This is a genomic window from Kribbella sp. VKM Ac-2569 (genome assembly GCF_004216905.1).
GTDB lineage: Bacteria > Actinomycetota > Actinomycetes > Propionibacteriales > Kribbellaceae > Kribbella.
The window spans coordinates 2564051-2587289 of the sequence record NZ_SGXJ01000001.1 but is presented as its reverse complement, the minus strand read 5'-3'; the positions used below and the strand labels follow the sequence as shown (position 1 = coordinate 2587289).

The window sequence follows — 23239 nt, the reverse complement described above, 5'->3', positions numbered from 1 at the left end:
CCGGACGGCGACGAGTGGTGAACGACCGATGAACAGTTAGGTCGTGTCCCGGTCATCCGGTGCTCATTCGGTCTTTCCCTGCTGGTCGCCCGCGTAGCATCGTTGCCGTGGACCCCACGCTGGCTGCGGTGCTGGGCGGCGTCATCGGCGCGGCCCTGGCCCTGCTTTCGCTCGGTGCGATGATGCTTTCCGAGCGGGCCCAGCGCAAGATCCCGGAGTCCCCGGAGCCCGCCGTACCGTCTGGTGTCGCCACAGTCCTTTCCGTACTACGTTCCTCGGCGGTCGTGATGGGGCCCGAGGACCAGGTGCTGCAGGCCAGCGCCCCGGCGCACGTGCTCGGCATCGTCCGCGGTGAGCGGCTCGTGGTCGACGACATCCTGACCATGGTCCGCCAGGTCCGCCGCGACGGCGAGATCCGCCAGCAGGACCTGGAGATCGTCCGGGGCCGGCTGGGCGCCACGCAGTACGTCAGTGCCCGGGTGGCGCCACTGGGCAGTCAGCTCGTGCTGGTGCTGGTCGAGGACCGGACCCGCGAGCGTCGCCTGGACGCGATCCGGCGGGACTTCACCGTCAACATCAGCCACGAGCTGAAGACCCCGGTCGGCGCGCTGATCCTGCTCGCCGACGCGGTCTCGGAGGCCTCCGACGACCCGGAGGTGGTGCAGCGGTTCTCGGACCGGATGCGGGTCGAGGCATCTCGGCTGAGTCGGCTGGTCAAGGAGATCATCGAGCTGTCCCGGCTGCAGGGCGACGACCCGCTGGAGAACCCCGGCCCGGTCGACATCAACGGGGTCATCGAGACCGCGGTGGACCGCTGCCGGATCGACGCCGAGGACCGGGACATCAAGATTGTGGTGAAGACCGAGCCCGAGCTCGAGGTGCTCGGCAGCGAGGACCAGCTGGCGATGGCGATCGGCAACCTGGTCGAGAACGCCATCAACTACAGCCCGGACGGCACCCGGGTCGCGGTCGCCGCGCACCCGATCGGGGACCTGGTCGAGGTCACCGTGTCCGACCAGGGCGTGGGGATCCCGAGCAGCGACCTGGAACGCGTCTTCGAGCGCTTCTACCGGGTCGACCGGGCCCGCAGCCGGGAGACCGGCGGCACCGGTCTCGGCCTCTCGATCGTCAAGCACATCGCCTCGATCCACGGCGGCGACGTGCGGGTCTGGAGTGTCGAGGGCCAAGGTTCCACCTTCACCGTGAGACTCCCGTTGCGGCTCGAACCCGCACCGGGTCAGACCGACTCGTCCAGCCAGGAGGAGCCGGCCGTTCCCCTGACGCCTACCCCGTCAGGTCAGAAGACAAAGGAGACAGCTTCGTGACCCGAGTGCTGGTCGTCGAAGACGAAGAGAGCTACAGCGACGCGCTGTCGTACGTACTGCGCAAGGAAGGGTTCGAGGTCGCCGTCGCGGAGACCGGGCCGGACGCGCTGGACGAGTACGACCGCGCCGGTGCGGACATCGTCCTGCTCGACCTGATGCTGCCGGGCCTGTCCGGCACGGAGGTCTGCCGGGCGCTCCGCAGCCGGGGCAACGTCCCGGTGATCATCGTCAGCGCCAAGGACACCGAGGTCGACAAGGTCGTCGGGCTCGAGCTCGGCGCGGACGACTACGTGACCAAGCCGTACAGCCCGCGGGAGCTGCTGGCCCGTGTTCGCGCCGTACTGCGTCGCGGTCAGGACGTCGAACTGCTGCCGGACACCCTCGAGGCCGGCCCGGTCCGGATGGACGTCGAGCGGCACGTGGTGACGGTATCGGGGACCGAGATCCGGCTCCCGCTGAAGGAGTTCGAGCTGCTCGAGATGCTGCTGCGGAACACCGGACGGGTGCTCACCCGCGGTCAGCTGATCGACCGGATCTGGGGCGCCGACTATGTAGGGGACACCAAGACCCTGGACGTGCACGTGAAGCGGCTGCGCTCGAAGCTCGAGAAGGACCCGTCGAATCCTGCCCATCTGGTCACGGTGCGTGGTCTCGGCTACAAGTTCGAGTCCTGAGTCACACCCCCGCAGGTCGCGACGGCCTGTGGGGTTAGCTTAGGCTCTCCTTAGTTGAGGCAATCTAAGGAGAGTCACTCATGTCCTGGTCCCGTACCAAGGTCGTCAGTGCGGTCACCGCCGTACTGCTCGCCACGACCACGCTGGCCGCCTGCGGCAGTGACGGCGACAAGCAGGCCGAGAGTTCGGCCGGTACGGCGTCGTCCGGGTTCCCGGTCACGCTGAAGAACACGTTCGGCGACACGACCATCACCAAGAAGCCGGAGCGGATCGTCACGCTCGGCTGGAACGCCCAGGACGTGGTCTACGCGCTCGGCGAGACCCCGGTCGGGATGCCGAAGGTCACCTACGGCCCGACCGCCGACGGCGTCACCGCGTGGGACGCGGACAAGTTCGACAAGTCGAAGACGACGTTGCTGGACACCGGCGACAAGTACCCGTTCGAGAAGATCGCGGCGCTGAAGCCGGACGTCATCCTGGCCCCGTACGAGGGTTTCGACGAGGCGACGTACAAGACCCTGAGCGGGATCGCGCCGACCGTCGCGTACCCGGGGGCGCCGTGGCAGACCACCTGGCAGGACCAGACCCTGCTGGTCGGCGAGGCGCTCGGCAAGAAGGCCGACGCAGAGAAGCTGATCACCGGGATCCAGGACAAGATCAAGCAGGTCGCGGCCGAGCATCCGGAGTTCAAGGACAAGACCATCACGGTCGGCTCGTTCGGCGCCGAGAACTACGTCTACATGCCGGGTGACCCGCGGGTGCAGATCCTGAACGAGATGGGCTTCAAGAACGCGCCGGGGGTGGAGGCGCTGGAGAAGACCAACACCAAGAAGGAGTTCTCGCTGACGATCAGCAAGGAGAAGGTCGCCGACGTCGACGCCGACGTGCTGGTCGCCTACGTCGACGGGATCGGGACCCAGAAGTTCCTGGCCGACCCGGTCTACTCGTCGCTGAAGGCGGTCAAGAGCGGCGGTGTGTATGCGATGCAGGACCAGCAGGTGATCTCAGGCATGAGCGCGGTGAGCGTGCTGAGCGTCCCGTGGGTGCTCGACAAGGTGCTCCCAGGCCTCTCGAAGGCCGCCTCGGCCAGCAAGAACTGAGAGCCGGTACGCCGAGCCACGGCCACTGGCTCGCCGTACCAAGCAGAACGGGCCGTCCCGCGCCGGGCGGCCCGTTCTGTCGTTCTGGAGGTCTACTCGGCGGCGGCCGGGGACGGCGAGTAGTGGTCGTCGGTGAGGACCGGGACGTAGGCGGAGACCGGTGCCGCGGTGCCGAAGGTGATGGTCACGTTGACCATCTGGCCGGGCTTCGCGCCGGTCACGATGATCGCCGGGCCGGCCTCCTCGGCGCCCGGGGTCGGGGCCGTCGGGGTCTCGGTCGGAGTCTCCGACGGCGTCGTGCTCGGGGTGGTCTCGGCGGCCGGAGCCTCGGTGCCGGTGCCCGGCAGGACGAGCGCGGTGTGCGGCTCCAGTTCCAGCGGCTTGGTGAGCCCGGTGAACTTGACCTCGCCCGGCTGGTCGGAGCCGGCCTGGCCGTCGGCCGTCCCGGGTGCGGCCTGCAGGATGCTGACCAGGGTCTCCGGGGTGTCGCCGTCGTTGACGATCACGCTGTGCAGTTCACCCTTGCCGTCGGCATCGGCCAGCACCAGCATGTTGCGGACCTTCAGCTGGCCGGACTCGATGTTGGTGCCCTCGGCGGCCTGGTACGGCTGGAGGGTCGGCGCGGAGAAGCTCGCGCTGCACGCCGCCAGCGCGATACTGAGAGTGGCGGCGGCACTCGCCAGCGCGGTACGCCGGGCGAACCGCGAGGACAACGTGATCGGCACTGGAATCCCTCTCGTGCAAGCTGTTTCGACCTGTCGCCGCACCTTTGTGTGGCAACTGTGGACACCGTCAGGCAGCGGCCTCCGGCGCCCCACAGCGTAGCCCTCGGGTCCGGCGAGGCAGACGCCGGGATGCCGCCGGAGCGATGTTCAGAGCAACGGTGCGCGCGCGTACGAGGCATGCGATTGAGCGTTTGTCAAGGCGGGAAATGGGCCCTGACCAGCGCAAACGCCCCGACCGGACCACCGACTGCGTGGTAGGATAGATCTCGGAAAGGGGCACGTGACATATGACTTTCACAGTCGGCGAGACGGTTGTTTACCCCAATCATGGTGCGGCCGTCATCGAGGACATCGAGACCCGCAAGATCAAAGGTGAGGACAAGGCCTATCTGGTCTTGAGGATCGTCGCACAGAACGACCTGGTCGTCCGGGTCCCCGCGTGCAACCTCGATCTCGTCGGCGTGCGTGACGTCGTGGATCAGGCTGGCTTGGAGCGCGTCTTCGACGTGCTGCGTGCACCGCACACGGAGGAGCCGACCAACTGGTCGCGACGCTACAAGGCGAACCTGGAGAAACTGCACTCCGGTGACGTGCTGAAGGTGGCAGAGGTCGTCCGCGACCTGTGGCGCCGTGAGCGTGACCGCGGTCTGTCCGCCGGTGAGAAGCGGATGCTGGCGAAGGCTCGCCAGATCCTGGTCTCCGAGCTGGCCCTGGCCGAGCACACCAACGAGGACAAGGCGGAAGCCATCCTCGACGAGGTCCTCGCTTCCTGAAGTAGCCAGCATGAGTAGCGCGGTCGTGATTCCCGCGGCCGGGCTAGGGCTGCGACTCGGTGGTGAGACCCCGAAGGCATTTCGAGAGGTCGGTGGCGACTCGCTGCTGGTCCACGCGGTGCGTGGACTGAAGGCAGCGACCGCCGCCGACCTCGTCTGTTTCGTGGTCGCCGTGCCGCCCGGCTCCGAGGAGACGGTCGGCAAGGAACTCACGCCGTACGTCGGGGACGCACAGCTGATCGTGGTGGCCGGCGGCGCGGAGCGGCCTGCCTCGGTGCGGGCGGCGCTGGACGTGGTGCCGGTCGACGGGATCGATTGCATCCTGGTCCATGACGCGGCGCGGGCGTTCGTCCCGGCCGATGCGATCGAGCGGGTCGTCGCGGCGGTGCGAGCCGGCGCCGAAGCCGTCGTACCGGTGGTGCCGGTGACGGACACGATCAAGCGGGTCGGGCCGACCGGTGATGTAGTCGACACGCCCGATCGGTCGACGCTGGTCGCCGTACAGACGCCGCAAGGATTCGCTCCTGACGTACTGCGGCGCGCGCATGCGGCCGGTGCCGACGCGGGCGTGACCGATGACGCGATGATGTGTGAGCGGATCGGGGTGACGGTGCGGACGGTCGAAGGTTCGCCGGACGCGTTCAAGGTGACCCGGCCGCAGGACCTGCTGCTCGCCGAGGCGCTGCTGGCGGAGCGGAGGATCTCGTGAAGGTTCCACGGGTCGGCAACGGCATCGACGTACACCCGCTGGAGGAAGGCCGCCCGATGTGGCTGGCCGGGCTGCACTGGCCGGAGGAACCCGCTGGGCTGTCAGGTCATTCGGACGGCGACGCGGCTGCACATGCCATCTGTACGGCGTTGCTCACCGCCGCGAAACTAGGTGACCTGGGTTCGAACTTCGGTACCGCCGAGCCCGAGTGGGCCGGTGCGGCCGGGGTTGTGCTGGTGGCGGAGGCCGCGCGCCGGGTGCGGGCGGCCGGGTTCGAGATCGGGAACGTCGCTGTGCAGATCGTCTGCAATCGCCCACGGATCGGCACTCGCCGCGAGGAAGCAGAGAAGGTCCTCTCCGCAGCCTGCGACGCCGAGGTTTCGGTGAGCGCGGCAACAACCGACGGCCTCGGCTTCCCCGGCCGCGGCGAAGGCATCACCGCCATCGCCACTGCACTGATCTACTGAACAGGATCAGGAGAGAAGCGGGCGGCGCGGGGGTCTAGTTCGTTGCCCATGAGCTGGGTGAGGAGGCCGTAGAGCTCGGGGCGGCGGCCGCGGAGCCAGCGGCGGCCGGTTGCCAGGGGCACCAGATCGAGGTCGAGGTCGCCGAGCACCACGGCTTCGGCGGGGATCGGGGTCTCCGCGACGATGCGGCCGTATGGGTCGAGGATCATCGCGTTTCCGGTGCGGAGCTCGTCGTCGTCCCGGCCGACGCCGTTGCTGAACAGGACGAACATCCCGTTGTCGTGCGCCCGCGCCGGCAGCCACCGCATCAACCATCCCCGCCCACTCGGCCCGTTGAAGGCCTCCTCGATCGCCGCGCGGTCCCCGCTCGTCCACACCTCGAGCGGGATCGGCTTCATGCCGTGCGGGCTGCGCGAGTTGGTCCCGCCGGTCTGGTGCGGCGCGATCAGGACCGTTGCACCGAGCAACGCCGTGATCCGGACGTTCTCCACCAGGTTGTTGTCCCAGCAGATCAGCACCCCGGCCCGGAATCCCCACGGCGTATCGAACACCGTGTACGACGATCCGCTCGCGATCTCCTCGTGCTCGAACGCATGCAGCTTCCGGTGCACGTGGACGGTCCCGTCCGGCAGGCAAACGGCGTACGCGTTGAACAGTGTGCCGTCGGCATCCTCGAGGAACCCGACCCCGATCCCCACCTCAAGTTCCTTGGCGAGAGCAACGACTCGGCTGACCAGCGGTCCATCGGCCGGCTGGGCGAGCTCGTGCAACCGCGCGGAGGTGTGTCGCCGGAGATGCCAGTAGCCGAGCAGGCACATCTCCGGGAACACCACGAGCCGAGCGCCGTCGGCAACCGCCGCGCGGGCGAGTCGCTCGACGGTGGCCAGGTTGGTCGAGGGCTGGTCAGGGGTCGGCTCGAACTGGACCACGGCGGCGCGGAAGGACGTCATACGACCATCGAAACGCCGAGGCACCTATGACGTCCAATAGCGGTTCGTGGCGATTCCATATCCTGGGGTTATGGATCTCCGTTTGCTGCGGGCGTTCGTCGCGGTGGCCAGGCTGCGGAACTTTGGGGCCGCGGCCGCGGAGTTGTCGACGAGTCAGCCCGCGCTGACCAAGCAGATCCAGGTGCTGGAGCGCCGGGTCGGCTCGGTGCTGTTCAGCCGCGGCAGGCACGGCGCGCGGCTGACCCCGGCCGGGGAACTGTTGCTTGCTGACGCTCTGGAGTTGCTGGAGCGGTCAGAGGCCTTCGAGCGGCGGGCTGTTCAGGTGGCGTCCGGGACCGAGGGATCCCTGGCGATCGGGTTCGGGTTGTCGGGGATCGAGCTGGCGCCGCGGGCGGTCGCGCTGTTCCGGAGCCGGTGGCCGGGAGTGACGATCTCGCTCGAGGACATGTCGTCGGCGGTGCAGTGCGAGCGCCTGCTGGCCGGGAGCCTGCAGATCGGGTTCGTACGGTTGCCGGTGCCGGCCGGCCTCGAGCACCTCCGGTTACGACGGGATCGCCTCACCCTCGCCGTACCGGCCGATCAGCAGTTGCCGCGTGATCTGGCCCGCTGGATCGACGCCCGCCCGCTGGTCCGCCTGACACCGGGCCGCGGGCCGGGGCTTACCGCGCAGATCAACACGCTGTACGCCGAACTTGGTTGCCACCCGCAAATACTCCAGGAGGCCGGGGACCTGCAGACAGTCCTCGCCCTGACCGCAGCCGGTGTCGGGCCGGCCGTAGTACCGCAGACCGCCGAACGGATCGCGCCGCCCGAGGTCCGCCTGGTCCCGCTCCCCGGCCGCGCGGCCACGTGGTGGACCGGCACTGCCTGGGCCACCAGAACCCCGCTGACCGAACGCTTCGTGAAGGCTGCCGCCGAAGTGGCACGCGCCAGCTGATCAGCGTCGTCTGGGGAGTGGTGGGAGCTCGTAGGAGTCCAGCCAGGCGGCGAACAGGTGGCGTAGCGCCTCCTCGTCCGGACTGAAGGTGGTGGCCAGGGCGATGAACTCGGCCGTGGTGACCGATCCGTGCCGGTGCGTCTTGGTCCAGGCACGGAGGAGTTCGAAGAACGCGTCGTCGCCGAGGTGCTTGCGCAGTACGTGCAGGGTGATCGCGCCGCGTTTGTAGAGGCGGTCGTCGAACATCAGGTCCGGCCCGGGGTCCGACAGCATCAGGTCCTGTGGCAGGCCCTTCAACCGCGTGTGCGCCTTGGCCGCCTGCTGGTCGGCGGAGAGTCCGCGTGACTCCTCCGACCACAGCCACTCGGCGTAGCAGGCGAAGCCCTCGTTCAGCCAGATGTGCTGCCAGTTCGCCGGGGTCAGGCTGTTCCCGAACCACTGGTGTGCCAGCTCGTGCGCGACGAGCCGCTCCGACCCGTTCCGGCCGTCGACGTGGTTGCTGCCGAACACCGAGATGCCCTGCGCCTCGAGCGGGATCTCCAGCGGGTCGTCGGTGACCACGACCGTGTACCCGCCGAACGGGTACGGTCCGAACTGCTTGCAGAACAGCTTCATCATGTCCTGCTGCCGCCCGAAGTCGTGCCGGAACTCGCGGCTCCGCCCGGCCGGCAGCACGCCGCGGATCGACACGGGCGAGGCGGCCAGGTCCACTTCGTCGTACCGCCCGATCTGCACGGTCGCGAGGTACGTCGCCATTGGCGCAGCCTGGTCGAACACCCACGTCGTACGGCTCGCCTTCACCCGGCGCGACACCAGCCGCCCGTTCGCGACGACCTGGTACGGCGAGTCCGTGGTGATCGAGATCCGGTAGTGCGCCTTGTCGCCGGGGTGGTCGTTGCACGGGAACCAGGTGGCCGCGCCGCTCGGCTGGCTGGCGACGATCACGCCCTCGGTGAGCTCTTCCCAGCCGAGCTCGCCCCACGGGCTGTCCTCGGGCCTCGGGTTCCCGTTGTACTGGACGTCGACGGAGAACTCGGCGCCGTCCGGGATCGTCGTCGCCGGGGTGATGTTCAGCTTGCCGCCGCGATGGACGTACCGCTGCGGCCGGCGGCCGTTCACCGACACCTTCGACACCCGGAGCCCGGACAGGTCGAGGCTGAGGCGCGAGAGCGCCTGGGTGGCGAACGCCGTGATCGTCGCCTTGCCGGTCAGCCGGTTGCTGCTGACGCGGTAGTCCAGGTCCAGCTCGTACGACTCGACCTTGTAGTCGGTGCTTCCGTGGCTGGGCACATAGGGGTCAACCATCAGCCCTGCCAGGGACCGATCGGGTTCCCGGCCCAGCGCGTACCCGCCGGCACACCTTCACCACGCATCACGAGAGACACCGGCCCGATGGTAGCTCCTGCCCCTACCGCGGCCGCCGGGAGGACGATGCCGTGCGGGCCGAGGGTTGCCCCGGCCCCGAAGGTGACTGTGTTCATGGAGAGAACTCGATCATGAAATAGGTGCGTTTGCAGCACACAACCGCGATTCACCGTGGCACCGTCGCCCAGGGTGACCAGATCGGCCTCCGGCAACCAGTACGTCTCGCACCAGACGCCCTTGCCGATCTTCGCTCCGAGTGACCGCAGCCACAGCGTGAGGACCGGCGTACCGGCGGCGGCGTTCGCGAACCACGGCGCGGCGACCAGCTCGACGAAGCTGTCGACCACCTCGTTGCGCCAGACGAACGAGCTCCACAGCGGATACTCGACGGCTCTCGTGCGGCCGACGATGACCCATTTGGCGACTGTCGCCATCCCGCCCGCGACCGCGCCGGCGGCGAGGATGACCGCGCCGGCCAGCAGCATCGTCCACCACGGACCCAGCCAGAGGTCGAGCGCCTGCAGCGCGAACAGCACGCCGAGGGCGATCAGCACGGTGCACATCATCGGGACGAACCGGCACAGCTCGACCAGCGCGCGGGCGACCTTGAGCTTGTACGGCGGGTTGAACGTGCGGCTCTGGTCACCCGAGACGGCCTGACGGCGGAGCTTCACGGGTGGCGAACCGAGCCACGACGTACCGGCCTTGGACTTCTTCGGCGCGGCGGACAGCACGGCGACCAGGCCGTTCTTCGGGACGCTCCGCCCGGGCGCGGTCATCCCGGAGTTGCCCAGGAATGCGCGCTTGCCGACCTTCGCGCCGGCCACGTGCAGCCAGCCGCCGCCCAGCTCGTACGACGCGATCATCGTGTCGTCGGCCAGGAACGCGCCCTCGCCGACCGTGGTCATCTTCGGCAGCAGCAGGACCGTCGACGCCTCGACGTCGCGGCCGATCTTCGCGCCCAGCGCGCGCAGCCACCACGGGGTCAGCAGGCTCGCGTACAGCGGGAAGAGCAGCGTGCGCGCGGAATCGAGGAGCCGCTCGGTCGCCCAGACCTGCCACCCGATCCGGCTGCGGACCGGGTAGTGGCCGGGCTTGATCCCGATGCCGAGGAGCCGTACGCCGATCAGCGTGAGTACCGCGATCGTGGCGAACCCGACCAGCGTCATCAACGGGATCGCGGCCAGCGCGTGGAGCGCAGCGTCCGGCAGCGTCTGGGTGCCACGCAGCGCGTACCCGAGGACGACGAACGCCGCGGCGGCCCCGGCGACTGGAATGAGGGACATTAGCGCGGACTGGGCGCCGTACGCCGCAACCCACCACGGAGCGCGCGCGGGACGATGATCCGGCCACGGGTGCCGCGCGCGGCCGAGCCTTGCTGCGGGGGAGCCGGACCAGCGCTCGTTCTCGGGGACCTTGCCGGAGACGGCCGAGCCGGCCATGATCTCGGCGCTCCGGCCGATCTCCGCGCCCGGGAGCAGCGTGCTGCGGGAGCCGACGACCGCATCGGGGCCGACGGTGATATGTCCGACGTGCAGCCGGTCGCCGTCGATCCAGTAGCCGGCCAGATCGACCTCCGGCTCGATCGAGGCACCGCGGCCCATGGTGAGCATGCCGGTCACCGGCGGCAGCGTGTGCAGGTCGACGCCGCGTCCTACCTTCGCGCCGAGCGCGCGGGCGTAGTACGCGATCCAAGGTGCGCCGGCCAGGTTGGCGGCGCCGGCCGCATCGGCGAGGTTCTCCGCGGCCCACAACCGGACGTGGACGCTGCCGCCGCGCGGGTACGTGCCCGGTTTCAGGCCGCGCAACAGGATGCGGGCGCCGACGACAGCGATGCCCATCCGGCCTGCCGGGCTGATCAGGATCAGCCAGCCGGCCAGGATCCACCACCAGGACACGGTCCGCGCCCACGGGAGCGGCTCGATCAGAGTGGCGAGGAGATTGTTCAGCGTGAACACGTAGACCAGCCAGCGGACGCCGACGACGGTCTGCAGGAGCAGGGTCAGCGCGGTCTGCAGGAGCTGCGTGCTCTTCGGAGTCGGCCGGATCTCACGCAGCTCGACCGGCTCGAGCGCTGCGGGCTTGAAGTCGTCGAGCCGCTCGGCGAGCGCGCCGAGCCGCGGGTACTCGTAGATGTCGCCGACCGTGACGTCCGGGAACCGCTCGCGGAGCGCGGAGACCAACTGCGCCGCGGCGAGGCTTCCGCCGCCGTGCAGGAAGAAGTCGTTGTCGGGTCCGGTGACCTTGGCGCCGAGGATCTTCGTCCAGCGTTCGGCCAGCCAGCCGGCGGTCCCGTCCAGTTCGGCGGGCGGACCGTCGCTGTCCATACCGGGCAGCGGCCAGGGGAGCGCGTTCCGATCGACCTTCCCGGAGGTCCGGGTCGGCAGCGTGTCGACGATCGCCAGCAGCGGCACGAGCGCCGCGGGCAACGCCTCGCGGAGTCGCTCGGTGGCCTTGGCATTGTCGAAGGTGGCGGCCTCGTCCGGTACGACGTACCCGACGAGGAGCTGATTGCCTGCAGCGCTGTTGCGTACGGCGGCCGCGGCGCCGGAGACACCCGGGAGGGCCTGCAAGGCGGCGTCGACCTCGCCGAGCTCGATCCGGCGGCCGCCGAGCTTGACCTGCTCGTCCGCGCGGCCCTGGAACAGCAGGCCCAACGGGTCGGACCGCACCAGGTCGCCGCTGCGGTATGCGCGGTCCCAGCCGAGCGCCGGCGTCGGAGCGAACTTCTCGGCGTCCTTGGCCGGGTCGAGGTACCGGGCCAGGCCGACGCCGCCGATGATCAGCTCACCGATCTCGCCGTCGGCGACTTCGTTGCCTTCGGCATCTACAACGGCGAGGTCCCAGCCGTCCAGCGGGAGACCGATCCGGACCGGGCCTTCGCCGGTGAGCTGGGCAGCGCACGCGACCACCGTGGCCTCAGTCGGCCCGTAGGTGTTCCAGACCTCACGGCCTTCGATTGCGAGACGCTCGGCCAGTTCCGGCGGGCACGCCTCACCGCCGAAGATCAGCAGCCGGACCTGGTCGAGGGCGTCCGGCGGCCAGAGTGCGGCCAGCGTGGGCACGGTCGAGACGATAGTGATGCCCTGGGCAACCAACCACGGGCCGAGGTCCATACCGGTGCGAACCAGTGAACGCGGTGCAGGCACCAGACAGGCGCCGTACCGCCAGGCCAGCCACATCTCCTCGCAGGACGCGTCGAACGCGACGGACAGGCCGGCCAGGACCCGGTCGTCGGGCCCGATCGGCTCGTCCTGCAGGAACAGGCGGGCCTCGGCGTCGATGAACGCGGCCGCCGAACGGTGCGTGACGGCGACACCTTTCGGTACGCCGGTCGAGCCCGAGGTGAAGATGATCCACGCGTCGTCGGTCGGCTCCGGGCCGGTGCTGCCGCGCGGCGAGTTCGTCGTACTCGTGGCGTCCATGCGGGCTGAGTACGGGTAGTCGAAGGCGCCATTGGCCGCGTCGTTGTCGGCCATCGGCGCCTGCTGCGGGCGGGTGATCGTGAGCTCGAGTTCGTCGCCGACCGTGGCCGCGACGGCTGCCTCACCGAAGACGAGTTCGGCACGCTCCTCCGGGTCGTCGGCGTCGACCGGGACGTACGCCGCGCCCGCTTGGAGGGTGCCGAGAATCGCGACGTACAGGTCGTTGTGTCCCGATGAGATCCGGATCCCGACGCGGTCGCCGGGGCCGATACCCGCCGCGGTCAATCGCCCGGCGAACTTGGTGGTCTGCACCAGTAGTTCGCGATAACTCAGGCTGACGCTGCCGTCGTCGAGTGCGGGTTCGTCGGCGTATTTGGCGGCCGTTTCCTCGAGCACATCCACCAACGTCCGAGGTGCCGTCGCCAGGTCCCCGCGTCGCAACGTCACGGGCGGATACTACGCCGCTCAGTTACGGCTTGGATAACTCGAAGCAAACACGTGGGTGCGTCCATCAACCGCTTGTTCACACCCAGGAGATCGTCACACGGGAACGTTGATGGAGTTGTCGCGGGTCGCGGTTCGGGGCGGCTTGTTCATGTCGGCGACGGTAAGTCCGGTCGCCGGGGACCCCTCCCGAGCTCAATCCAGCACGTCGAGGTCCGCCGGGACCAGCGTGGTGCTCAGCAGCAGCTCCCGGAACATGTTGTCGTTCAGCGCGTTGCCGACCGGCTCGCCGACCTCTTCACGCGTCAGCCCGGGTACGCCGTCCCGCGACAGCCGACTGCGGACGTTCGAGACCAGGTGCTCGACCCGCTTGGCAGTCCAGCTCTCTGTCGGCTGTAGCTCGGCCAACTGGTCCGCGGCCTGTCGCCATGACAGCGGCAGCGGGTGCAGGTCGTGCAGCAGGTACCGCTGGCCGACCACGATCAACGCGAGCTTCTCCGCCGGAGACAGCCGCCAGATGCGCGGCGGGTGCGTTGACTCACGTGGCCGCGGTACGGGGCGAGTGCCGCTGTCGCCCACCACGTACACCTCCAGGAGGTGCTCGCGTCCGCTCGAGCCCTGTACGAAGAGCGGTGTGTAACCGGCCGCGAGAGGTATCGGGTCCTCGCCGGCGAACAGTGTCCGCTGACGTGGGAACCGCACGGGCAGCCGCCCGGTCACTGCGACGTACCACTGGCCGCCGCGGTGGCTGATCGAGCCGTGCCTCCGGCTGACGCGCGGATCGTCCTCGCCGATGCAGACATGCACCTCCGGACGGTTCCGTCCGAACAGGATCGTCCCCTGCGGTCCGGCGTCGACGCTGACGCCACCTGCGACGCTCAGCACGAAGATGGTGCCAGGGCGCGCGTCAGGTACGCCGCGTGACAGGCTGGTGTGGTTCGGGGGGAGTCGCTCCATCTCAGGCCCTCGGCAGCTTCGTAGCGACTGCCTGACCGAGCTTCGTGGCCAGTCCGCACAGTGAGGTCTGCGTACCGGGACCTCTCGCGATCACCCTCACCAGTTCGACCGTATCGGCGTACTTCCGGAACACGATCAGCGCCGCACAGGTCCCCGGACCGTCGTCCTCGCTCGACATGAACGCGGACCGGCCGGACATCGTCACCGGACGCCCGTCCGACGCGTCCAGCGGCTGGTCCCGGTCGAACCGCACGTCCACGGACAGATCGCTGGTCGTACTCTCCCAACCGCACGACCAGCCGCCGAACGACGTGTCCGGATTCGTCGCGTCCACAGCCGGGATCAGCTCCAGCGCGTGGTTATCGAGCAACGTGCAGGCGTCGAGATGCGCCAGTGACGCGGCCGGCAGCGGCTGTGTACGACGGGGGATCGGCCCGGCCTTCAGTACGCCGATGGCCTTCTGCGTCACGGCTTCCGCCATCGCGCACACGTCCATCCCGGACCCGTCGGTGTGCCGGGCCTCGACCACTACGTGCGTACCGTCCGACAGCACGAGTACGCGCGCACAGTCGCCGTCCTCGGCCCGCGCGCGCACGACCTCCCTCACGTTGCCGGTGAACTTCTCCACCGCACCCTGAGGCAGTTCGTTGTCCGCCTGATCGAATTCCGCCCGTACGTCGACCTGCTGATCGCTGACGCCGTTCACCACCACGTCACACCGGTCGAAGTTCCCGTACGCCGTTTCCAGCGTCGCCTCCCCGAACTTGCTCAACGACGCCTCGTCGATCAGCGCACACGGATCCACCGTCAACGGATCACCCACCGGACCGGCGACAGCCGTCGTGGGCGCGGCCGACGGCTCGGACGGTCCCGACACCGCCCGTCCGATCAGCACAGCCACTACGGCGACCACGGCAACGCCACCAGCCGCCGCGGGGATCGCCCATCGCCTCCGTCGCCTGCTTACGGGCGCGGCCGCGGTACCGCCGAGCTCGTTCACGACCTCGGCGACCGACGGGCGGCCACCTGGTTCTACAGCGAGCATCCGTGTGATCAGCGGCGTCAGCTCGCCACCGCGTCGCAACGGCTCTAGTTCACCGCGTGCGGCGCGACGCAGTACAGCCAGCGGGTTCGGGTCGTCGCCGAACGGCGAGTGACCTTCCAGCGCGGTGTAGAGCACCGCGCCCAAGGAGAACACGTCGGAGGCGGTCGTCGGTTCGTTGCCGTTGGCCACTTCCGGTGCGAGGTGAGCCGGCGTACCGACCGTCGAGCTGTCCGTCAGGGTCGCCTCGGCCCACAGTCGCCGCGAGATGCCGAAGTCCGCGAGCTTCGCAGTACCGTCCGCAGTGACCAGGATGTTGGCCGGCTTGAGGTCCCGGTGGATGATGCCCGCAGCGTGCACGGCCTGCAGCGCGGACGCGATCTGTACGCCGATCCGCGCGACCTGGTCGGGTGGCAGCTTGCCCAGCTCGTCCAGGCTCCGCGACGGCAGGTACTCCAGGACCAGCCAGTGCTCGTCCCCGTCCGTCACCACGTCGAAGATCGTCACCACATGCGGGTCGTGCAGCCGGGCACCGGTCCGCGCCTCGCGACGCAGCCGGCGTCCGTCCAGGTCGTCCACACCGGGATGCGCGCGTTTCAGCGCGACCACCCGGTCCAGTTGCTGGTCGTGGGCACGCCAGACCGAGCCCATACCGCCCGAGCCGAGCGGTTCCCCCAACAGGTAGCGGCCCCCGATCAGCCGGGCCGTCACTTCACCAGGTCCGCCGATACCGCGAAGGTGTCACAGGCCTTGTTCTCACCGATGTTGAAGCCGTTCTGGATCCAGAAGCCCTGGCTGGTCGCCAGACCGTGCGTCCGCTCGTCCTCCGGCGTGTCGGCCGACTCACCGAAGCTGTTGCTGGACTGCTCCTTGAACTCCTGCAGCCGGTCGGTCAGCGGGTACGTCTTCGCGACGGCCTTGCTGAACACACCGGCGAAGCAGGAGGCCTGCAACTCGTTGCGGCGTGAGCTCTCCAGCTTCTGCTCCGGATGGTCCTGCAGATAGACGGCACGGGCGTAGAACAGCCCCGTGACGCCTTGGACGTGGTGGCCGTACTCGTGCGCGATCGTCATCAGGTACGCCAGGTCCTGCTGCGGGCCGAAGGCACGGTTCATCTGCTTCACGTCGACGTACATCACCTGGTTGCCGTAGCAGTAGAACGCCAGTACCCGTCCGGACAGCGGCTGGAAGTTGCCGCACGCGGTCGTCACCGGCTTGTCGAACACGACCAGGCCCGGGTCCGGCTTCTCCTCGCCGAGCTCCTTGAAGATCGGGCGCCACGCGTCGTTCAGGCACTTGAAGAGCCGCTGGTAGTACACCTTCTGCGACGCCAGGCTGCCGCTGCCGAGATTGGCCGCCGGGCAGTTCTGCTGCGGCAGCGCACCGGTGCGGTAGACGTCGGCGTTCAGCAGGAAGTCCTCGGCGGTGCCCTTCTCGGGGGTGGTCGTCGGCGTCGGCACGATCGACGGACCGGTCACCTTGGGCTCGGCCGTGTCCGTGGTGCTGTCGGAGCCCAGCAGGGCGGCCAGCACGGCCACCGATACGCCGATGAAGGTGAGGAAGATGAAGCTCACCAGGACCAGGCGCAGCGCTCCGCCACGCTTCCGCGGCGGCTGGAACCCGTTGAACTGGCCCGGACTGCCGTAGTACGGCTGGAACTGACCTGGGAACTGCTGGCCCTGGTACTGCTGGCCTTGGTACTGCTGACCGGGGTACTGCTGGCCCGGGTACGGCGTACCTTGCGTCGGACCCTGTGGATACTGACCCTGCTGCGGCGGCCACGGCGCGGCCTGCGGTGGTGGCAGCACACCAGGCGGCGGGCCGAGTGGCCGGCCCTGCGGTGCACCCTGCGGTGGGCCGCCGTACCCGTACGGGCTGCTCAAGGTCTGGCCTCCATGTGGTCGGGTCACGAGTCGGTCGAGTTCGCTGCACGAACCGGCACGAGACTACTCTCGACCCATGTCACCGAAGCGCCGCCTCCTCCCGGCTGCCCTGCTGATGTCCCTGACCGCCCCGCTGTTCGTTGCCCTGAGCACTATGGCTGCCGAGGCGGTGGCCCCGATGGCAGGGGACCAGATCACCGCGTACTCCGCGGACGCGACGCTGACCAAGGACGGTGAGCTGCAGGTCAAGGAGACGGTCGACGTGACCGCCGGCGGTACGACGTTCAGCCGCACGCTGGCCACCCGGGTCCGGTCGGACGCCGAGCGGGACCGCACGTACGAGCTGAAAGACGTGTCCGCGACGGTGAACGGACAGCCCGCCCAGGGCTTCCAGAACGACAGCACCGACGACGGCCGCAAGCTGACGCTGAACGTGTCCGGGCAGTCGAAGATCGTCTACAGCTACACCGTGGACAACGTGGTCGCCGACTCGACCGAGGGCCGCCAGGTGAGCTGGCCGATCGTGCAGGGCTTCGCCACGTCGATCCCGAAGGCGACCCTGAGCATCGGCGTCCCGTTCGCGACCTGGGTGACCTGCTTCGCCGGCCGCACCGGCTCGAGCCTTCCGTGTACGTCGTCCCAGCTGGGCGAGTCGGCTGCGCTGGAGATCGAGCAGAACGGCGTACCCGCCGGCGGCCGGGTGACGTTCCTGACCGGGCTGAGCGACCAGGCGACCGTGCAGGCGAACGCGCAGTACTCCACCCGCTGGACGCTCGGGAGGGCGTTCACGGTCGACAAGACCACCGTCGGGCTGGCAGTGATCGTGTTCGGGCTCGGACTGCTCGGTGCGGTCGGCCTGTGGTTCTTCCGCGGCCGGGACGCCGCGAAGGTCGGTGCGGGCGCGCCGGAGCGTCCGGTACTGGATGGTGCCGACGGCCCGCAGTTCGCTGCTCCGGACGGCATCCGGCCCGGCCAGGTCGGCACCGTGGTGGACGAGACGGCCGACGTCGTCGACATCACCGCGACCCTGCTGGATCTTGCCGTGCGCAACTACCTGACGATCGTCGAGCAGCCTCGCGAGTCGCACTTCGGCAAGCTGGACTGGGAGCTGCAGCGGCTGCACGCGGGCGGTCCGGAGCTGCTGGCCTACGAGAAGGCCCTGCTGGACGCGGTGTTCGCTGACGGCGACTCGGTACTCGTCTCCGCGCTCGGTCCGTCGCTGCGGCCGCGGCTCAACCTGGTCCGCGAGCAGTTGTACGCCGACGTCGTGACGCAGGGCTGGTTCAACAACCGCCCGGACGCGGTCCGGAACCGGTGGACCACCGCCGGCGTGGTGCTGCTCGGTGCGGGCGTCGTACTGACCATCGTGCTCGCGATCGTCAGCAAGTTCGCGCTGGTCGGTTTCGCTGTGATGGCGGCCGGGCTGGTGCTCGCACTCGTCGGGCAGGCCGCACCGGCCCGCACTGCGCGCGGTGCCGCCGTACTGGGCCGCGTTGCCGGTCTGCAGCACTACCTGGCCAACGAGACCTCGTCCGACCTGCCGCAGAGCCACCGGCTCGAGTTCGCATCCCGCTGCCTGCCGTACGCCGCTGTGCTCGGTCTGACCGAGAAGTGGGCGCTGGAGATCGCCGCCACCGATGACGACGACGACCCCGACGCCGGCATCGGCTGGTACTCCGGTCCGGAGAACTGGCACCTGTCCGACATCGGCGAATCCCTCAGCAACTTCGTCACCTCGTTCGGCGGCACCCTAACCACCGCCCGCCGCCTCTTCGGCTGAGGGCGGTGGTCGTCGCCTTCACCGCGGTCTAGTTCACTCGGACGTCGGCTGCGGTGAAGGTGTTGCAGGAGTCGGGCTTCTTGTTGTTGTAGCCGGTGATCGACCACTGGTAGTTGCTGATCCGGTTGCCGTGGTCGTGGACCCGCGGCCGGGCGTAGTCGTCACCCGAGTGCGAGATCAGGAACTTCCAGTTGTTCAGCAGTACGCCGTTCATCGGGAGGTACGTCGCGTTCGCGCCGAGGTAGACCGCGCCGAGACAGGTCGCCTGCAGCTCGCGCCGGCGGCTCTCGGTCAGCTTCTGGTTCGGCGTCATGCTCTTCTGCCGGGACATCGACGAGGCGAGGATCCCGCTCAGCTTCTGGATGTGGTGGCCGTACTCGTGCGCGAACGTGTTCAGCATGATCGCGCGGGTGTAGACCGGGTTGGACTTGTAGTAGCGGTTGTCGACGGTGAACGGCAGGTAGATCGTCTCGTTCGCACCGCAGTACGCCGCCCGCGCGCTGCGCTGCATGCCGCAGGGCGAGGGGACCTTGCCGACGTACACGACGGCCTTCGGGTTGCGGAACGGCAGGTTCGCCTTCTTCATCGCGAGCCACCAGGTGCGGTTCAGGCAGGGGAGCAGGCGGTTGTAGTACTGCTGCGCCGCCGGGACGGTGACCGGTGCGAACGGCGGCTCCGCGCACTTCGACGCGGCGAGCGTGCCGATCGTGTAGAGCCGACTGCCCTTCACGACCTCGTCGGCCGTCGGGCCACGCGGCGTGGACGGCGACGGTGAGGTGGACGGGCTCTCCGACGGGGACGAGGACTCCGAGGTTGCGGTCGTCGGAGTCGTCTTCGCCTCGGGCTCGCCGCCGCTCAGGCCGCGGATCAGCAACGTGACGCCGGAGCCGACCACGAGGACGGCCAGCACCACCAGACCGATCAGGAGAGTGCGGGAGATCTTCTTCTTGCGCCGGCGGCGGCCGCCGGGTGGCTGCGGGATCGGGATCGGCGGGTACTGCCAGGTGGGTGCTTGCTGGACAGGCTGACCCATCGGGCCGATCTGCCCGCCGTGGCCGCCCTGGGGTGCGGCATGCCGGGCGCCGGTCTGCTGTTGCTGCGGCGGGAGCGCGTTGCTCCACGGGGAGGCCTGCTGCTGACCCTGCTGCTGGTCCTGTCCGCCTTGCGGGCCCCACAAGTACGAGCCTTCCGAGCTCGGACCGGTCTGCTGGCGGGGCTGCTGCTGCGAAGGCGACGACTGCCAGGCACTCGACTCGGACTGCCCGGTCGCCGACAGCGGCCACGACTGAGTCCCCCACGACTCACCCGACTGAGGAGCGTTCGGCTGGGACCGGTTGGGCTGGGAAGGCCCGGCCGGGCTCGCCCCCGACTGAGGGCCAGGTTGCTGCGGACCGGGCTGCTGGGGCCCCGACTGCCACGGGCTGGGCGTGGTGGCGCCGGGCTGGGGTGCCGGTGGGGCGGACTGCCAGGAACCAGGCTGGTTCGGGCCGGGCTGGTTCGGACGTGACTGGCCGGGGCCGCGCTGTGCCGGACCAGGCTGGTTCGGACCGGGTTGGTTCGGGCCGGGCTGGTTCGGACGCGGCTGGGCCGGGCCGGATTGCGACGGACCTGGCTGGTTCGGGCCTGGTCGACCAGGGCCGGGCTGGTTCGGACCCGGCTGTGAGGGACCGGGCCGGTTTGGGCCCTGCTGCGGGCGGCCGGGCTGGGGCTGGCCGGGGGCAGGCTGGTCGGGGTGTTCCCGGCGGTTCGGGTCCCAGCCGCCGTCGAACCAGCTGCTGGCGGGCTGTTCGGACTGGGCCGGGTTGCTGAACTCCCGCTTGGCGTCGGAGGCGCCGGTCCACCACGTGGCCGGCTGACCCTCCCCAGGGCTCTGCTCCCCAGGACCCCCGCCACGAGGGCCGGCCTCGTTGTCCCGGGATCCGAACCATCCACCACTACCGGGTCCTTGGCCTGCGGGCGGCTGGCCGGGAACGGGCTCCTGCGGGCGGTCCGGCTGATCGTCAGCCGGGTCGCTCCCCGGGGGCTGGTTCCTGTTGTCCGACATCGATGCTCCTCACGACCTTGCTGGGTATTGCTCTGCAGCTCGTTGGTGGGGCGCCGAAGCCGCCTCCCCCTACATATCCTCCGCGACATACTTTGCGCGATACGGACCCACCAGGCTAGCTACCCCGGCCAGTCGTTTCGAAGTAGACCAGTGACGGCCCTCACTGCACCTTGGCGGCAGACGCGGCGAACGTGTTGCAGACGCCCGGGTTGCGGGAGTTGTACCCGCGGGTGGCCCAGTACTGGTGGTTGTTCGCGTCGCCGTGGTCGTTCGCGTTGTCGGTCACATGCCCGATCAGCCAGCGCCACTGGAACAGCGACTGCCCGGTGATCGGATAGGTACGCCGGTTCGCGCCGATGAAGATGTCCGAGAAGCAGGACGCCTGCAGCTCCAGCCGCCGGCTGTCCTGCAGCTCCATCGCGTAGTTCGGCCGCTCGTACCGGATCCGCGAGTACGCCTGCAGGATTCCCATGTTGTTCTGGATGTGGTGCCCGTACTCGTGCGCGAACTGGTGCAGCATCCACATCCGCGCCCACACCTTCTGGTAGGCCTGCGGGTAGCGGTTGTAGTTGCCGATGTCCTCGGTGAGGTTCATGTAGATGGTGTCGGTGGTCCCGCAGAAGAACGGCGGCCCGGAATCGCTGTGGGTCCCGCACGGCGTCGTGATCGTGCCGCTGAAGATCTTCACGGTCGGTGCCCGGAACCGCCCACCGGCCTTGGTCACCAGCGGCGCCCACGCCCTGTTCAGGCAGCCCCACAGGTTCTTGTAGTTGGCCCGCGCGCCGGCCACCGTGCTCTGCCGCGCCTTGGACTCCTTGCAGCTCACCGACGCCATCCCACCGGCCTTGTAGAGCCGGTTCCGCAGCACCAGGTCGCTGTCGGTCGGACCTGGTTTGGTCGTCGGCTTGGCGGTTGCGGTCGACCGGGTCGCTGTCGGCCGCGGCGCCTGCGTGGTCGGCCGGGCGGTCGGCTTGGCCGTCGGCACGTTGTTCGTCGGCTGGCCGGACGGTTCCTTGGTCGGCTGGTTCGTCGGGCTGTACGACGTGGTGGTCGTCGGCCGCGCGTACGTCGGGTCCCCGTCACCCTTCAGCGCCGCCGAGACGATCTTCAGCGCGGTGACGCCGACCACGAGCACACCGAGCAGCACCAACGCGGCGATCAGACCGCCGCGCCGCTTCTTCGGCGGCTTCGGTCCACCAGGTGGAGCGCCCCATCCGAACTGCGGCTGCCCAGGCCCCGGCATCGGCTGGCCCTGGAACGAGTGCCCGTGGAAAGGCTGCCCAGGCCCCGGGAACGGAGGCCCCTGAAACGGCGGTCCGGAAGGCGGTCCGGTGGGTGGGCCCTGCGGCGGGCCAGGCGGGCGACCAGGAGGTGGTTGGCCGCCGTACCCCGGCCCCTGCTGCCAGGGCGGAGGTGGCTGCTGCGGCGGGTACTGCTGCCCGGGAGGAGGACCCCATTGGTTGCCTGACACACCCGGGACGCTACCGGAGCCAGGGCTCAACTTACCCGGGCAGGCGACGCCGACCAGGTGTTGCAGCTGGCCGGATTACGGCTCTGGAAGGCCGCGCGGCTCCAGGCTCCGTGGTTGGTGGTGCTGCCGTGGTCCCGCGGGTACGGCGGACGGTCGCCGCTGTTGTTCACGTCGTACAGCCACATCTGGTACGCGTACCCGGTGATGCCGTAGCTGTTGCGGTTGGCACCTAGGAACACGTTGCCCAGACAGGAGGCCTGCAGCTCGAGCCGGCGACTCAGCTGCAACGCCCCGGCCGCAGAAGCGTCGTACCGGAGCTCCGTGTAGGCCACACCGAGTCCGGTCATCCACTGCACCGAGTGCGCGTACTCGTGGGCCATGGTGAACGTGCCGACCATCCGGCCGAACGTCGGGTTCTGCTTGTAGAACGAGATGATCGACGGCGACTCCATATAAATGGTGTGCGTCGTCGGGCAGTAGAACGAGCGCCCGACGCCGCCACCGCAAGGTGTGGTCACCGAACCGCCCCAGACGACCAGACCGGGTGACCGGAACCGGCCGCCGGACGCGGCGACCTGCTTCGGCCAGGCCCGGTCCAGGCAGGCCTTGATCGTCTTGAAGTACGCCAGCGCCTGCGAGCCGTTGCCGAGGCCGGTCCTGGCCTGCTTGCAGTTCACGGTCCGCATCACGCCGGTCTTGTACAGCCGGTGGGTCGCGTTGTACGTCGCCGGGCTCACGGTCTGCACCGGCTTCGGCGGAGTGACCTTCGTGGTGGTCGTGGTCGTCCGCGTCGGCCGCGGAGCAGCAGTGGTCGGAGGAGGAGGGGCGCTACTGGGAGCCATGGTCGGCCCAGGGGTCGTTGACTCCGTGGCGACCGGTGCGGCCGTGGCAGGTCCGTCGCCGCCGCCCTGTGTGAGCTTCACGGCAAGGAACACGCCGCCGGCCGCGACCACCGCCAGCACTGCGACGACCAGCAGCGCCGTACCGCCGGACCTCTTCCGCGGCTGCTGAGGCGGCAACGGACCCCACCCGTACTGCGGGCCGGACTGCGGCGGAGGAGCGTAGTACTGCGGCGGCACGGAGTACTGCGGAGGCGGGCCGAATTGTCCGGGTCCCGGTCCCCATTGGTTGCCTGACACTCCCCAGACGCTATCGTGCCCCCTGTCAA

General features: G+C 69.2%; 18 protein-coding genes. 8 read left to right on the top strand and 10 right to left on the bottom strand.

All coding sequences use genetic code 11. The annotated features are described in order from the left end of the window. The first annotated feature begins 107 nt into the window (after positions 1-107). From EV649_RS12230 to EV649_RS12220, 3 genes are all read left to right on the top strand, one after another. On the top strand, positions 108-1325 hold the full coding sequence (locus tag EV649_RS12230; RefSeq protein ID WP_130383319.1) for an ATP-binding protein: 1218 nt from the start codon (positions 108-110) through the stop codon (positions 1323-1325). Beyond that, the gene (locus EV649_RS12225; RefSeq protein WP_130383318.1) at positions 1322-1999 is read left to right on the top strand and encodes a response regulator transcription factor; all 678 of its coding nucleotides are present in this window, start codon (positions 1322-1324) and stop codon (positions 1997-1999) included. Before EV649_RS12230 ends, EV649_RS12225 begins: the two co-directional genes overlap by 4 nt. A gap of 80 nt (positions 2000-2079) precedes the next feature. Further along, on the top strand, positions 2080-3099 hold the full coding sequence (locus EV649_RS12220) for an iron-siderophore ABC transporter substrate-binding protein (protein WP_130383317.1): 1020 nt from the start codon (positions 2080-2082) through the stop codon (positions 3097-3099). A gap of 92 nt (positions 3100-3191) precedes the next feature. Here EV649_RS12220 and EV649_RS12215 read toward each other — a convergent pair whose 3' ends face one another. Then, entirely contained in the window at positions 3192-3824 is a 633-nt protein-coding gene (locus tag EV649_RS12215) for a hypothetical protein (protein WP_130383316.1), read from the bottom strand. Positions 3825-4111: 287 nt separating this feature from the next. Between EV649_RS12215 and EV649_RS12210 the strand changes: the two genes are divergently transcribed. The 3 genes from EV649_RS12210 to ispF are packed head-to-tail and all read left to right on the top strand — an operon-like array spanning position 4112 to position 5773. Beyond that, complete coding sequence (locus EV649_RS12210; protein ID WP_130383315.1) at positions 4112-4597, top strand: CarD family transcriptional regulator; 486 nt, start codon at positions 4112-4114, stop codon at positions 4595-4597. 10 nt (positions 4598-4607) lie between these two features. Then, positions 4608-5306: a 2-C-methyl-D-erythritol 4-phosphate cytidylyltransferase gene (ispD, locus tag EV649_RS12205; protein ID WP_130383314.1), complete on the top strand. Its 699-nt coding sequence runs from the start codon at positions 4608-4610 to the stop codon at positions 5304-5306. Then, a complete protein-coding gene (gene ispF / locus EV649_RS12200; RefSeq protein WP_130383313.1) occupies positions 5303-5773 on the top strand; it encodes a 2-C-methyl-D-erythritol 2,4-cyclodiphosphate synthase in 471 nt (156 codons plus the stop codon). Before ispD ends, ispF begins: the two co-directional genes overlap by 4 nt. Here ispF and EV649_RS12195 read toward each other — a convergent pair. Further along, a complete protein-coding gene (locus EV649_RS12195; RefSeq protein ID WP_130383312.1) occupies positions 5767-6723 on the bottom strand; it encodes a nitrilase family protein in 957 nt (318 codons plus the stop codon). The two genes, ispF and EV649_RS12195, sit on opposite strands and share 7 nt — an antisense overlap. 70 nt (positions 6724-6793) lie before the next feature. Between EV649_RS12195 and EV649_RS12190 the strand changes: the two genes are divergently transcribed. Continuing rightward, a complete protein-coding gene (locus EV649_RS12190; protein WP_130383311.1) occupies positions 6794-7660 on the top strand; it encodes a LysR family transcriptional regulator in 867 nt (288 codons plus the stop codon). Here EV649_RS12190 and EV649_RS12185 read toward each other — a convergent pair whose 3' ends face one another. The 5 genes from EV649_RS12185 to EV649_RS12165 form a co-directional block, all read right to left on the bottom strand. Further along, positions 7661-8965 carry a M1 family metallopeptidase gene (locus tag EV649_RS12185; protein WP_130383310.1) on the bottom strand — a complete coding sequence of 435 codons (1305 nt, stop codon included), beginning with the start codon at positions 8963-8965 and terminating at the stop codon, positions 7661-7663. It abuts the gene before it with no gap. Then, positions 8965-12897, bottom strand: coding sequence for a Pls/PosA family non-ribosomal peptide synthetase (locus EV649_RS12180; RefSeq protein WP_130383309.1), 3933 nt, complete (start codon positions 12895-12897; stop codon positions 8965-8967). Before EV649_RS12180 ends, EV649_RS12185 begins: the two co-directional genes overlap by 1 nt. Positions 12898-13089: 192 nt before the next feature. Beyond that, complete coding sequence (locus tag EV649_RS12175; RefSeq protein WP_130383308.1) at positions 13090-13851, bottom strand: FHA domain-containing protein; 762 nt, start codon at positions 13849-13851, stop codon at positions 13090-13092. A gap of 1 nt (position 13852) precedes the next feature. Next, complete coding sequence (locus EV649_RS12170) at positions 13853-15604, bottom strand: serine/threonine-protein kinase (protein WP_130383307.1); 1752 nt, start codon at positions 15602-15604, stop codon at positions 13853-13855. Beyond that, entirely contained in the window at positions 15601-16776 is a 1176-nt protein-coding gene (locus EV649_RS12165; protein WP_241998003.1) for a neutral zinc metallopeptidase, read from the bottom strand. The genes EV649_RS12170 and EV649_RS12165 overlap by 4 nt, the downstream gene beginning before the upstream one ends. Positions 16777-16852: 76 nt before the next feature. On the opposite strand from EV649_RS12165, the gene EV649_RS12160 reads away from it, so the two are divergent. Further along, positions 16853-18556, top strand: a complete 1704-nt coding sequence (locus tag EV649_RS12160; RefSeq protein ID WP_130383305.1) for a DUF2207 domain-containing protein — start codon at positions 16853-16855, stop codon at positions 18554-18556. Between the two features lie 28 nt (positions 18557-18584). Here the strand turns inward: EV649_RS12160 and EV649_RS41375 are convergent, their stop codons facing one another. The 3 genes from EV649_RS41375 to EV649_RS12145 all read right to left on the bottom strand — a co-directional run bounded on the left by EV649_RS41375 (position 18585) and on the right by EV649_RS12145 (position 23210). Then, positions 18585-19733 carry a neutral zinc metallopeptidase gene (locus tag EV649_RS41375; protein WP_130383304.1) on the bottom strand — a complete coding sequence of 383 codons (1149 nt, stop codon included), beginning with the start codon at positions 19731-19733 and terminating at the stop codon, positions 18585-18587. A gap of 1027 nt (positions 19734-20760) precedes the next feature. Continuing rightward, on the bottom strand, positions 20761-21843 hold the full coding sequence (locus EV649_RS12150) for a neutral zinc metallopeptidase (protein WP_130383303.1): 1083 nt from the start codon (positions 21841-21843) through the stop codon (positions 20761-20763). 254 nt (positions 21844-22097) lie between these two features. Further along, the gene (locus EV649_RS12145; protein ID WP_130383302.1) at positions 22098-23210 is read right to left on the bottom strand and encodes a neutral zinc metallopeptidase; all 1113 of its coding nucleotides are present in this window, start codon (positions 23208-23210) and stop codon (positions 22098-22100) included. Positions 23211-23239: the final 29 nt, after the last annotated feature.